12 protein-coding genes are annotated in these 11,586 nt (G+C 44.6%); 4 read left to right on the top strand and 8 right to left on the bottom strand.

The window, feature by feature from the left end:
- Positions 1-140: 140 nt before the first annotated feature.
- A complete protein-coding gene (locus IGJ74_RS00860) occupies positions 141-644 on the top strand; it encodes a GNAT family N-acetyltransferase (protein ID WP_218192988.1) in 504 nt (167 codons plus the stop codon).
- Between the two features lie 43 nt (positions 645-687).
- Here IGJ74_RS00860 and araD read toward each other — a convergent pair whose 3' ends face one another.
- Genes araD through ulaG form a run of 7 tightly spaced genes read right to left on the bottom strand, consistent with a single transcriptional unit; the run spans position 688 to position 6,318 of the window.
- Positions 688-1,374: an L-ribulose-5-phosphate 4-epimerase AraD gene (gene araD, locus IGJ74_RS00855; RefSeq protein ID WP_016609058.1), complete on the bottom strand. Its 687-nt coding sequence runs from the start codon at positions 1,372-1,374 to the stop codon at positions 688-690.
- On the bottom strand, positions 1,346-2,245 hold the full coding sequence (locus IGJ74_RS00850) for an L-ribulose-5-phosphate 3-epimerase (RefSeq protein ID WP_010748565.1): 900 nt from the start codon (positions 2,243-2,245) through the stop codon (positions 1,346-1,348). Before IGJ74_RS00850 ends, araD begins: the two co-directional genes overlap by 29 nt.
- A 6-nt stretch (positions 2,246-2,251) precedes the next feature.
- A complete protein-coding gene (locus IGJ74_RS00845) occupies positions 2,252-2,890 on the bottom strand; it encodes a 3-keto-L-gulonate-6-phosphate decarboxylase UlaD (RefSeq protein ID WP_034872090.1) in 639 nt (212 codons plus the stop codon).
- A gap of 60 nt (positions 2,891-2,950) precedes the next feature.
- Positions 2,951-3,244 carry a PTS sugar transporter subunit IIB gene (locus IGJ74_RS00840; RefSeq protein ID WP_008376531.1) on the bottom strand — a complete coding sequence of 98 codons (294 nt, stop codon included), beginning with the start codon at positions 3,242-3,244 and terminating at the stop codon, positions 2,951-2,953.
- 22 nt (positions 3,245-3,266) lie between these two features.
- A complete protein-coding gene (locus IGJ74_RS00835) occupies positions 3,267-4,733 on the bottom strand; it encodes a PTS ascorbate transporter subunit IIC (protein WP_016611581.1) in 1,467 nt (488 codons plus the stop codon).
- The gene (locus IGJ74_RS00830; protein WP_218192989.1) at positions 4,734-5,207 is read right to left on the bottom strand and encodes a PTS sugar transporter subunit IIA; all 474 of its coding nucleotides are present in this window, start codon (positions 5,205-5,207) and stop codon (positions 4,734-4,736) included.
- A 46-nt stretch (positions 5,208-5,253) separates the two neighbouring features.
- Entirely contained in the window at positions 5,254-6,318 is a 1,065-nt protein-coding gene (gene ulaG / locus IGJ74_RS00825; RefSeq protein ID WP_005232716.1) for an L-ascorbate 6-phosphate lactonase, read from the bottom strand.
- Between the two features lie 332 nt (positions 6,319-6,650).
- On the opposite strand from ulaG, the gene IGJ74_RS00820 reads away from it, so the two are divergent.
- Positions 6,651-7,418, top strand: coding sequence for a DeoR/GlpR family DNA-binding transcription regulator (locus IGJ74_RS00820; protein ID WP_005232717.1), 768 nt, complete (start codon positions 6,651-6,653; stop codon positions 7,416-7,418).
- Positions 7,419-7,583: 165 nt separating this feature from the next.
- Here the strand turns inward: IGJ74_RS00820 and IGJ74_RS00815 are convergent, their stop codons facing one another.
- Entirely contained in the window at positions 7,584-8,606 is a 1,023-nt protein-coding gene (locus IGJ74_RS00815) for a YeiH family protein (protein ID WP_016619553.1), read from the bottom strand.
- 65 nt (positions 8,607-8,671) lie between these two features.
- Here IGJ74_RS00815 and IGJ74_RS00810 point away from each other — a divergent pair, with 65 nt between their 5' ends.
- Both IGJ74_RS00810 and uvrC read left to right on the top strand, forming a co-directional pair.
- The gene (locus tag IGJ74_RS00810; protein ID WP_016619552.1) at positions 8,672-9,523 is read left to right on the top strand and encodes a LysR family transcriptional regulator; all 852 of its coding nucleotides are present in this window, start codon (positions 8,672-8,674) and stop codon (positions 9,521-9,523) included.
- Between the two features lie 233 nt (positions 9,524-9,756).
- On the top strand, positions 9,757-11,547 hold the full coding sequence (gene uvrC / locus IGJ74_RS00805; RefSeq protein ID WP_005232721.1) for an excinuclease ABC subunit UvrC: 1,791 nt from the start codon (positions 9,757-9,759) through the stop codon (positions 11,545-11,547).
- Positions 11,548-11,586 lie beyond the last annotated feature (39 nt).

Here is an 11,586-nt window from a genome sequence, read left to right as displayed (position 1 = left end):
GAGCCTGGCAACGAGGGGCGTTTTTTTATTAAAGAGGTGCGCCATTGCGAGGATGGCTTTTCTTATCATCACTAAACACTACCTCGATGCTTGTGGTACACTATAGCTATTCATTTACTTTTACGTTAAGGAGGAACTGCATGAAGCCGATATTTCGTCCGATCCAATCTCAAGATGATGCGCCATTAGCTGCTATCATTCGCAAAAGCTTGACCGACCACCAGTTGGCGGTTCCAGGAACTGCCTATTTTGATCCCGAGTTAGACCACTTAAGTGAATTTTATGCAGCAGATCCTGCTAGCCGCCATTATTTTGTCGTCACCGATGAATCGGGTATCCTTTTAGGCGGCGGTGGTCTTGCCGCTTATGATTCAGAAGGGAAAATCGCCGAGCTGCAAAAATTTTATCTCAGTGATGCTGCCAAAGGGCAGCGCCTCAGCTATCCCTTGCTGGCGAAGATCGAGGCCAAAGCTGATGAACTAGGTTATCGGCAACTCTATTTAGAATCCCATCATTCTCTAGAAGCAGCCTTGCATGTCTATCAAAAAGCCGGCTATCGCGCATTGTGCCAGCCACTATTGGCAGCACAGCATACCACGATGGATCGCTTTTATGTGAAAACACTCGCTGAAGAAAACGAATAGAAAAGCAGCCGTTCCTTGATCGCTAGGAATGGCTGCTTTTCCGTTATCCTTGTCCATAATAAGCATGTTCGCCATGCTTGCGGAAATAATGTTTATCCAGCAAATAATCAGCGATCGGTGTTCGATCCAAGGTCAAAGCTTCGGTACCTAATGCCATTTCTGCGACCTCTTCTAAAACAATACTATTGCTGACCGCTTGTTCCGCAGATTGCCCCCAAGTAAAGGGACCGTGTCCCGCTGTGAGGACAGCTGGGCATGCAAGTGGATCTAATCCCCGCTTTTCAAACGTCTCGACAATGACTTTGCCAGTTTCTTTTTCATAGTCTGCCGTTACCTCAGAGGCCCGTAACGGTCGTGTGCAAGGGACACTACCATAAAAAGTATCCGCATGCGTCGTTCCATATGCAGGAATGTCTCGCTGTGCTTGCGCCCATTTTACCGCATTTGTCGAATGCGTATGGACGATCGCCTTGACGCCTTCGAAGTGCTTATACAATAGCGCATGGGTTTTGATATCCGAGGAAGGCTTCAACGCCTTCGCCTCTTTCGGCGTTCCCGCTAAGTCGCAAACTACCATTGAATCAACCGTCATCGTCTGATAATCAACACCGCTGGGTTTAATGACGATGATCCCTAAATCTCGATCGATCTCACTGACATTTCCCCAAGTTAGCTTTACTAGTCCTTCCTCAGGCAGTCTCTTATTGGCTTGATAGACTCGCTCTTTCATCAATTGAAGCTGATTGATCAAGGTAACCGACCTCCTTTAGTTTTGGTAATAAAAATGCTTTGGCTTGTTCGATTTCCGCAATCGGGTCAGCGCTCGTCTCACTCCACATCTCGATGACAAAAGAACCGTTATAATTCAACCGCTTCAGCGTGCGTAAGCAGCCATCAAAATCAACACACCCAGTGCCAAACGGTACTTCTTTAAACTTTCCTCGAAACTTATCTGAAACCGCCAATGTATCTTTCAAATGAATCTGGGTTATCTCGCAAATGCCTTTTTCTAATTCATAACCGACATCATTTTCTGGCCAGGCCGATAGGTTCCCGACATCTGGATAGACTTGTAGATAGGGCGAAGGGATCTGCTCCTTGATCCGTAAATACTTTGAGATAGAATTTAGAAACGGATCATCCATGATCTCTAGTGACAAAACGACACCCTTTTCAGACGCCCTAGCGACCGCTTCTTTTAGATTGGCAATGAACCATTCTCGGCTACAAAGACTTTTTTCCTCATAGTACACGTCGTATCCGGCTAATTGGATGCAGCGAATACCCAAATCTGAAGCCAGGTCAATGGCTTTTTCCATCAGATGCATCGCGTGCTTGCGCTTTTTTTCATCGATCGAACCAAAGGGAAACCGCCGATGTCCACTGAGACATAAAGACAAGATTTTGATCCCCGAGGCATAGATTGCCTCGACGATCTCTTTGCGTTGCTCTTGGTCCCACTCTAAGCGTGCCAAGCGTTCATCGGTTTCATCAATGGACATTTCAATGAAATCGAAGCCTCGGTCTTTGACAAACTGCAATCGTTCCGACCAAGAGAGGGTTTTGGGTGTTGCTTTTTCATATAGACCGATCAAACTCATGGAAAACTACCCCCAAATCCGTAAAATCTCTTGCTTGAAATCAACTGCTGCTTGTTGCGGATCGTCAGCTGCAGTGATGCCTCGTCCTGTGATAAAGGTATACACATCAATGCCAGCAAACAGAGCCAACGTCTCGACGCTCAATCCTCCCGTGACTGACACTCGAAACCCCATATCGATCAATTTACGGACTTTCGTTAAATCTTTTTCTCCCCATGTTTCACCAGCTAACAGTGCGTCACGACTTTGATGATAGATAGCTTGTGAGATGCCGGCATCTAGCCACTGCTGTGCTTGCTGGTAGGTCCAGTCACCATATAATTCTACTTGGATCTCAGCAATTTCTTTTGCCGCTGCCTTCATTGTTGGGATCGTTGCTGCACAAATCACGGTCATATAATCCGCGCCAGCTTGCTGGCAGTTTTTGGCGACCGTCCCACCGGCATCGGCACATTTTGTGTCTGCTACGATCAACTTCTCCGGATACATTGCTCGGAAACAGCGTAATACCTGTTCTCCTTCTTGCAACAATAAAATAGTCCCTGCTTCAATAATATCAACCACATCGCCGACTTTTTTGATATCTGCCAGTGCACTAGCTAAATCGGAGTGATCGCAAGCAATCTGTAGTTTTGGTCTGCTCATGAAATTCCCCTCTCTTTTGTTTGACCAACCTTTTTGTTTTGCCACATCCTGTTACGCTGACTACTCCTTTGAAAGACCCGCTTCTCTGACCCGCTCAATGATTTCTTTTGGAGACATCACATTTCTGACCCCGATCACTGTTACGCCCTTTTCTTTTGCTTTATCGAACATATTGACAAAGTTCATTGGCGTAAAGACCACATCGTAATTCTTGGCGGTGCTTTTGCCTTCAGAAATCGCGCAGTGGTGGATAGAGGTGATCGTGATCCCTTCAGACTTCAAAGCTTTTTCAACACTCCGCATCATCATCAAACTTGTTCCTGATCCATTTGCACAAGATACTAATACTCTCATCTTTTTTCCTCCTAAGAATTCATTATTTTTGTTTTTCTACATACGCATCGTAATCATCTACGATCAAGAAATACCCTTCTGGATCTCTGCGGTACTGCAATTGTGGAATCACTAATAAGATCACCACCACAAGAACCACACCAATGATGCCTAAGAATTTCATCAATACTGTAAAGAATGGCCAGACGGTCGCCCAGTCGAACATACCAAGATAGCCGCCATATTGGGACAATCCTACCCAAGTAGCGATCAAGGCCGAACCACCGATCTGAATGATGCCTGATAAGAATGGGAAAAGACAAGCCGCCTTGATACCTCCACGGTTGTTGGCAAAAACGGCAATCGCTGCATTATCAAAGAACAGTGGGATAAACCCGGCAATCACGATCGTTGGTGACCGGAACAAAATCAGTAAAGCAATCATTAAAAATTGTCCTAATGCACCGAATAAAAAGCCCACCGTCACAGCATTTGGTGAACCAAAGGCAAAGGTTGCGGCGATATCGATCCCCGGAACAGCACCTGGTAAAATCGTATTTGAGATTCCTTGAAATGACTCGGTCAATTCGGAAACGAAGGTGCGCACACCTAATTGAAGAATTGCTAAGTAGACGGCAAACATCAGTGATGTTTGTAAAATATAAAATAAGAAACTTTGTCCTTCTGCCATAAATCCTGCTGTTATTAAATAATCTTGTCCAAGTGTCACTAAAATGATACCGAAGAAAAAGAGCATCAGGATCGAAGTCGATACCATATTTTCATTGAAGACCGATAAAAAACCCGGTAGTTCGACATCTTCTAATTTCCGGTTGGATTTGTTCTTTTTGAACCGTTCCGCAAGTCTCGCAAAGAAATAAACACCAAACATCTGTTGATGGGCAATCGCAAAACCAGCACCTTCCGTCAAATCTTGACAGATGCCCACGGTCAAATTGGAACCAACCGCCCAATAGCAGCCTAAGATCAAGCCCATGACAAGTAAGACTTCGATCCGACCCAAGTCTGGAAAACAAAATAGCAGCAACCAAAAGGCCGTTGCGGCTTGCTGTACTTGCACATTTCCAGTAGTGAAGACGGCCCGCAGCTTCGTATATTTTTTAAAGCGAACGAGTAAGATATTAAAAACAAAGGCAATCAATAATAAGAGCATCGTGTCACCAAAGGTGCGTCCGAATCGTTCTTCAATGCCGGCGGTGATCGCATTTTGACCAAAATACGGGTCAGTGACCATCGCATCTAATTCAAAACGCTCCTTAAGCCCCACCAAGATCGGACGGAAATTATTGACCAATCCACCAGAGCCAATCGTCAAAATCAAGTAACCAACGGTGGCTTTTAAGAAACCTGCGACACATTCAACAAACGGCCGTTTCAATAGTAAGTAACCGATCAGTACAATAAAACCGATCAAAAAAGCTGGCTGCATCAAAATATTCTGAGCAAAGTAATCCCAGCATCTCAATAAGAAATCTCCTACCACTTCCATCTAATCCCTGCTTTCTTTTTGGTCATATTTCTCCATCACCATTTCAAAATCTGCCATCGTTTTTACACCTAATAGATCTTCTACCAGCCCCTCTTCCATCAACATCTCTGATAAACCAGCGATATTGTTCATATGTGCTTCAGCGTTTTTGGCAGCGAGCATAAAGAACAACTGCGCCTCTTTGTCGGGGTCATCATCTTGAAATGAAACGGGGGCTGGAAAAATCGTCAATCCGATCCCTGTTCCTAAGACGCCTTTGCTTTCTGCTGAAGAATGGGGCATGGCTACTTTGGGAATGATCACAATATAAGGACCGTATTGATGGACATCCCGAATGACATCTTCAATGTACTGATCCGTAATCAACGCCTTTTGCTTTAATCCTTCGCCACTCGCCCAGATAGCAGCTTCCCAGTCTTCGGGCTGTTCATGGTTGATTGCAACCAACTCATTTTCATAAAAATAACGCAGCATTACCTTTGCTCCTTTCAAATTTGGCTTTTGCAGCATCCCCCTTCTTTTATAAGAAAGAAGGGAATGGCGTATCATTATCGACCGAAAACACATCTTTGAAGCCACGATAGAAATTAAATTCAAGATCATCTTTATTCGTTGGGTAGGTGAATTTGCCGCCAACTTGCCAAATATACGGTTTAAACTCATAGTTCAAACGATCTTTTTTAAACTTCCAAATCTCGGTGATCTCTTTTGGATCAGCCATAAAATTGGACCAGATATCATAATGTACGGGAATCACCACTTTGGCATTGAGGGATTCGGCCATCCGCAACATATCGACTGAAGTAACTTTGTCGGTGATGCCCCGCGGGTTTTCGCCATATGCACCTAAGCAAACATCGATCTTGTACTGATTCCCATGTTTAGCAAATACATTCGAATAATGAGAATCTCCTGCATGATAAATCGCCCCACCGGAAGTCTCAAACAAGTAATTGACTGCGATACGATCCATGTCCTGTGGCATTTTTCCTTTCAAGCTGGTATCCGGGTCTTCACAAGTAATCAGAGCGGTTCGATCGAATGCTTCTAAAGCGACGATTTTCACCTGCCCAATGGTCACTTCATCCCCCGGTTTGACCACGATGGTTTTTTCTTCTGGTATTCCCCATTTCAACCAAGTTGCAACGACTTCATGGGGACCGACGAATTTTGCTTCTGGACAATTTTGATGAACTGCGGCTGCGGTATTGATGTCTAAATGATCGGAATGGATGTGGGTCACCACTAATGCATCCACTCCTTTGATTGCAAATGGATCGATCACAAAGGGCTGCGTCCGTAGGTTAGGCTGCATTTCTTGTACACCACTCATTCGCATCATTTGATGGCCTTTTTTCATTTGCCCATTCCCATGACTGCGCTTGCCAGTGCCACACCAAAGGTCGCATAAAATATTGGTTCCTTCCGCACTCTTCAGCCAAATACCCGTACAGCCTAGCCACCACATGGAAACTGTGCCTTCTTTCACAAGCTCATTTTCAATCTCTTCGTTCAAATAGGTCCCCCATTCTGGAAACGTATTTAAAAGCCAACTCTCTTTCGAAACATCATTTACATGTGCCATTCTTATTCCTCCCTTGCTTATTTACACTTTGATTCTAACATATAGAAAAACGCTTTCAATCTAATTTTATGTTAATTTAGCTTATTATATGTTAATTAACCCATAAATAAATGTGATTATTTAATATATATGGTAATGTATAGGGGATATGTTAAAATGAGTTCGAAAGAAGAAACAACAAACACATCGTTGCTTCTCAACAAGTGGTGTGGGATCATCACTTGAACTTGCGAGAAGGAGGCGAGAAGGTTTTTGCTATGCAAAGGCAATCGCAATCTGGATAAACGATGAAAGACAAGAATAGAATAAAGCGCATGTAAGGAGGAAGTATCGTGAAACGTTCCAATGAAGAAGTGAGGCAAAGGAGAAAACAATTGATCGATCTGATAAAAACATCTGGTTTTTCTGATGTGAAGACCCTCAGTCATCAGTTGGGAGTATCAGAGATGACGATCCGCAGAGACTGTACCGTACTGAGTGAGATGGGTCAGATCAAACAAACCCACGGAAAAATCGAATACTGTGAAGCTTATGAAGATGAAGCGCATCCCACCGACTCGATCGAGTACATCAAAGATCGACTGGCCAAAGAAGCGGCTCGCCAAGTAAAAGATGGCGATACCCTTTTCGTCAATACGAGTACTAGCGCCGCTCAAACGTTGCGCCATCTCACAGACAAACGAATCAGTTTGTTGACGAACAATACAAGTGTGATCCAAATGGAACACCATCCAAAATCAACGATCGTTTTAAGTGGCGGCGAAATACGCTATCCTAAAGCGGCCTTGTCAGGGGATATCGCCGTGGAGTCGTTTTCTCATGTTCGTTCTGATGTTACGATCATTGGTTGTAGTGGGTTAGATTTACAGACCGGCATTTCCACTTCAGTGATCCACGAAGCCAAAGTCAATGCGAAAATCATCGAAAATTCTGGCAAGTTGATCGTTATCGCGGATTATCGCAAAATCGGTAAGCAATCCAATTTTACGATTGGCGCAATTGCGGCTATCGATCTGCTGATTACCGACCATTATTCTGATCCCAAAGTCATCGACTTGATTGAGCAACAAGGTGTTCAAGTCATCCAAGTCCCCGTCTAACCATCTTTGTCGCTAAAAAAAGCCCGACAGTTGATCTGAAAAGCCACGCCTTGCTGCCTCTTCCAACAGAAACAGCAAAGCGTGCCCTTCGATCAACCGTCGTGGCTTTTTTCGTTAAACAATCGTACGCTTCAAACGTGCTTTATGGGATGTGCCTCGTGTGAATCAGAGCCGCAGCAACCAAATCAACGCAACAGCACCCACGGTTTGGACGGCTCCAACGGAAAGACCATAGAATAAAAAGCGCGGTCCTTCTTTTAAAAACTTGCGGAAATCCAGGCGCAAACCGATGGCTGCCAACGCCGTTGTTTCAAACCACGTACTGATAAAATGAGCCCCCTCATTCAACCAGCTAGGCAGCGGCAAGAAGCTGTTCAAGATACAGATGGTCAAGAAGCCCAACACATACCAAGGGATTGGCAGCCGTAGCTTACCTTTGCCTTTGGTTTTGGTGGGGGTCTTTGTCGTCATTCGTTCAAAAACAATGACGACGACTGCCAACATGATGATGCGCGCGATTTTAAAGAGCATCGCGTATTTGACGGTGTCGGCATCAATCAAACTAGCCCCCGCCACGACTTGCCCGACGGATTGCAGTGTGCCGCCAAGTAAGGCACTTTTTTGCAATAGATCATCGCCGTATAAGGCCAAGCCTAAAAACGGCAGCGTCAGCATCATCACCGTTCCTAAAAGATTGACCAAGGTGATGATCTGCCCTTTTTCTTCATCATCGGCATCAATGGCTGGTGCGATCGCCGCAATCGCAGAGGACCCACAGACAGCATTGCCGCCTGCCATCATCAGGCTCATCTTTTGATTAAAGCCCATTTTTTTCCCTATCAAATAAGCAGCGGTAATGACCAAGCTCATCATCAGCAAAATAAAGAGAAAGCCCCGAAGACCCATTTCACTGATAGTCTGGAAAGTGACGGTAAAGCCCAGCAAAACTACCGAATATTCTAGGAGACGACTTTCCGCAACCTTCGTCCCGACTTGATAGCGTTCTTGCTTGAACAGTGTATTTCCTAAAATGATTCCTAATAAAATAGCAAGGGTTGCTCCCCCTAATTTTGGCACAGCCAAAGCCATGATTCGGGCGATGACGGCTACCGAAAAGGACAGGAACAAACCGGGAAGTATCAAAGCTGTTTGTCGTTGCTTCATTGCTTTCATCCTTTCATATAACATCCATTATACACAGATTGACCGATCAGTAGGATTTATTGGTATAATAGTTATGATTGAATTTTCTAATGGAAGGGATTGCAATGTTAAAATTATTGGAGACTTTTAAGATGGTCTATGAAACGAAAAATTTTTCGAAAGCTGCCGAATTGCTATTTATTTCGCAGCCCACGGTTTCTGCTCAAATCAAGCAGTTGGAACAAGACCTGGATACACCGCTCTTTTTACGCAATGGTCGCAAAAACGTGATCGCCACACCCCAAGCAGAGTACCTTTACGAAAAGGCACTGAATTTATTGGATGAGTGGTCGACGATCACCAGCGAGATCCATACCAACACGCAGCACCAAAGCCACTGTGCCCTAGGCATCTCTCATACCTATGCGATGGCCTTGATGCCTAACTTGATGATTGCTTTATACAACGCCTTTCCCACGGTGCGTTTTCGGGTATCGATGATGAACTCCGCTGAAGTCTTAACAGCGCTTGAACAACATCAACTGGATTTAGGGATCATTGAAAAACCCTTATCCGCACCGAGTATTTTGCGTTTTCCGATTTTGAAAGATCAGCTCGTCTTAGCTGGCGATCCCCAAACCGGTCCTTGGCTCGTCCGAGAAGCGAGTTCTGGTGTCTACTATTACACTAAGCGCTATCTGGAGGAACAGAACATTCAAGGACCGATCATCGAGATCGCCAGCAATGAATTGATTGTCGCTTTGCTGAAACAAGGCTTCGGCTGTTCGATCCTTTCCAAGCGAGCCGCCCACGGCATTGGCTATCAACTGCTGGATAAAAACTTTGAGCGCCAATTTTACTTAATCCAGCGCAAAGTAGTCACAGAACCAGCCATCGAGGGATTGCGGACCTTCATTCAGGAGTGGTCGCAAAACGATCCCTCACAGGTGGCAAGCGTATAATAACAAACTGATTTTTTTGGGGGAACCACCGCCTCGTGGGATTTCTTAACCTTTTCTTACGATTACGCTTCCTCACTGCCGATCTGGTCCGATTGATTGTTTCTTAAGAAATTTGTGCTAAAATGAGGAGTACTGGCTATGGGCTCTAACGTTCCCCTTTTTGAGGGAAACTTAGACCGCCCTTTGACTACTTATGCAGTTCGTGAAGCAAACCAGTAAGAAAGGATCTTGAAATGAACGAACAAATCAAGAACAAATTAGCGCTGCTTCCTGATCAACCTGGTTGTTATTTAATGAAAGATAAAAATAACAAAATCATCTATGTTGGGAAAGCCAAAATTTTAAAAAATCGTGTCCGTTCGTATTTTACCGGCAGCCACGATACGAAAACCGAACGGCTCGTTCAAGAAATCAATGATTTTGAGTACGTCGTTACCGAATCAAATACGGAAGCTTTATTGCTGGAAATCAATTTGATTCAAAAAAACAAACCAAAATACAATATCATGTTAAAGGACGACAAGTCGTATCCTTTTATTAAAGTGACCAAAGAGCGCTATCCGCGTTTGATCATCACTCGTAAAGTTTTAAAAGACGGGGCTTTATATTTTGGCCCTTATCCTGATGCACGAGCAGCCAATGAAACCAAACGGGTGCTAGATCGCCTCTTTCCTTTACGAAAATGCGGTCCTTCTCAAAAGCGGCCTTGTCTTTATTATCATTTGGGTCAATGCGTCTGTCCTTATGTCAATAATGTAGACCCCAAGGATTATCAAAAGATCGTGGATCAAGTCAAACACTTTTTCCACGGCGGTCACGTCGATATTTTGAAAGATCTGAAAGAGAAGATGGGCGAAGCCATTGAAACATTAGAGTTTGAGCGAGCGGCTGAGCTGCGGGATCAGATCCAAGCGATCGATACCGTCATGACGCGACAAAAAATGACCCTGACCGACCTGATGGACCGTGATGTCTTTGGCTACAGTGTCGACAAAGGCTGGATGTGTGTCCAAGTATTCTTTATCCGTCAAGGAAAGCTGATCGAACGAGAAGTCTCTTTGTTTCCTTTCTACAATGAAGCGGATGAAGATTTCTTGACCTTCGTCGGCCAGTTTTACCAAAAGAATGAACACTTCATTCCCAAAGAAGTCTTTGTTCCGCAAAATGTCGATGCTGCCCCATTAGAAGCGCTGTTGGAAACCAAAGTCCTGCAGCCCCAACGAGGCGACAAAAAGAAATTGGTCGATTTGGCCAATAAAAATGCCCGCATTGCCTTGGCCCAAAAATTTGCGTTGATCGAGCGTACTGAAGAACGGACGATCGGTGCTGTGGATCGTCTAGGCGATGCCATGGGGATCCCGACACCTTATCGGATTGAAGCCTTCGATAACTCCCACATCATGGGAACCGATCCGGTTTCTGCAATGGTGGTTTTTGTCGACGGGAAGCCGTTTAAAGATGATTATCGGAAATATAAGATTCGTACCGCACAAGGCGGCGATGATTATGGCTCTATGCAAGAAGTCATCTACCGCCGATACTCTCGTGTCCTAAAAGAAAACCTGCCTTTTCCTGATCTGATCATCATCGATGGCGGGAAAGCCCAAGTCGGTGCTGCCCAAGAAGTGCTGCATAACCAGCTAGGTTTAGATATTCCGGTTGCAGGTTTAGTGAAGAACAACAAACACAAAACCAGCGAGTTGATTTTCGGGGAATTTTTAGATCCGATCCAACTGGAACGCAATTCTGTGGAATTCTTTTTGCTGCAACGAATCCAAGATGAGGTCCATCGTTTTGCGATCACCTTCCATCGCCAACTGCGCAGTAAAAACAGCTTTTCTTCCAAGCTGGATGAAATTCCTGGCTTAGGACCAAAACGCAAGCAACAGCTGATGAAAACCTTCAAGTCGTTAAAGAACATTCAAGCAGCTTCGGTGGAAGAGATCCAGCAAGCTGGTATTCCCAAAGCCGTTGCGGAAACTATCTTAGCCAAACTAGGCGATCAAAATCAACCCACTTCTTAAATCAAAACAAAAACGCTTCATAGCCAACAGTAGCTATGA

Source organism: Enterococcus sp. AZ009, assembly GCF_050548785.1.
In the GTDB taxonomy this organism is placed as follows: domain Bacteria; phylum Bacillota; class Bacilli; order Lactobacillales; family Enterococcaceae; genus Enterococcus_D; species Enterococcus_D entomosocium.
The sequence above is the reverse complement of the archived record's forward strand: the minus strand, read 5'-3'. Positions and strand labels throughout refer to the sequence as shown.

Bases quoted from the DNA above. Each gene is read 5' to 3' on its own strand.
- ulaG (WP_005232716.1), bottom strand. From the start codon at position 6,318: ATGGCACATGTAAATGATGTTTCGAAAGAGAGTTGGCTTTTAAATACG.
- IGJ74_RS00850 (WP_010748565.1), bottom strand. From the start codon at position 2,245: ATGAGTTTGATCGGTCTATATGAAAAAGCAACACCCAAAACCCTCTCT.
- IGJ74_RS00835 (WP_016611581.1), bottom strand. From the start codon at position 4,733: ATGGAAGTGGTAGGAGATTTCTTATTGAGATGCTGGGATTACTTTGCT.
- IGJ74_RS00845 (WP_034872090.1), bottom strand. From the start codon at position 2,890: ATGAGCAGACCAAAACTACAGATTGCTTGCGATCACTCCGATTTAGCT.
- uvrC (WP_005232721.1), top strand. From the start codon at position 9,757: ATGAACGAACAAATCAAGAACAAATTAGCGCTGCTTCCTGATCAACCT.
- IGJ74_RS00840 (WP_008376531.1), bottom strand. From the start codon at position 3,244: ATGAGAGTATTAGTATCTTGTGCAAATGGATCAGGAACAAGTTTGATG.
- IGJ74_RS00815 (WP_016619553.1), bottom strand. From the start codon at position 8,606: ATGTTATATGAAAGGATGAAAGCAATGAAGCAACGACAAACAGCTTTG.
- araD (WP_016609058.1), bottom strand. From the start codon at position 1,374: ATGAAAGAGCGAGTCTATCAAGCCAATAAGAGACTGCCTGAGGAAGGA.
- IGJ74_RS00830 (WP_218192989.1), bottom strand. From the start codon at position 5,207: ATGCTGCGTTATTTTTATGAAAATGAGTTGGTTGCAATCAACCATGAA.
- IGJ74_RS00810 (WP_016619552.1), top strand. From the start codon at position 8,672: ATGGAAGGGATTGCAATGTTAAAATTATTGGAGACTTTTAAGATGGTC.
- IGJ74_RS00860 (WP_218192988.1), top strand. From the start codon at position 141: ATGAAGCCGATATTTCGTCCGATCCAATCTCAAGATGATGCGCCATTA.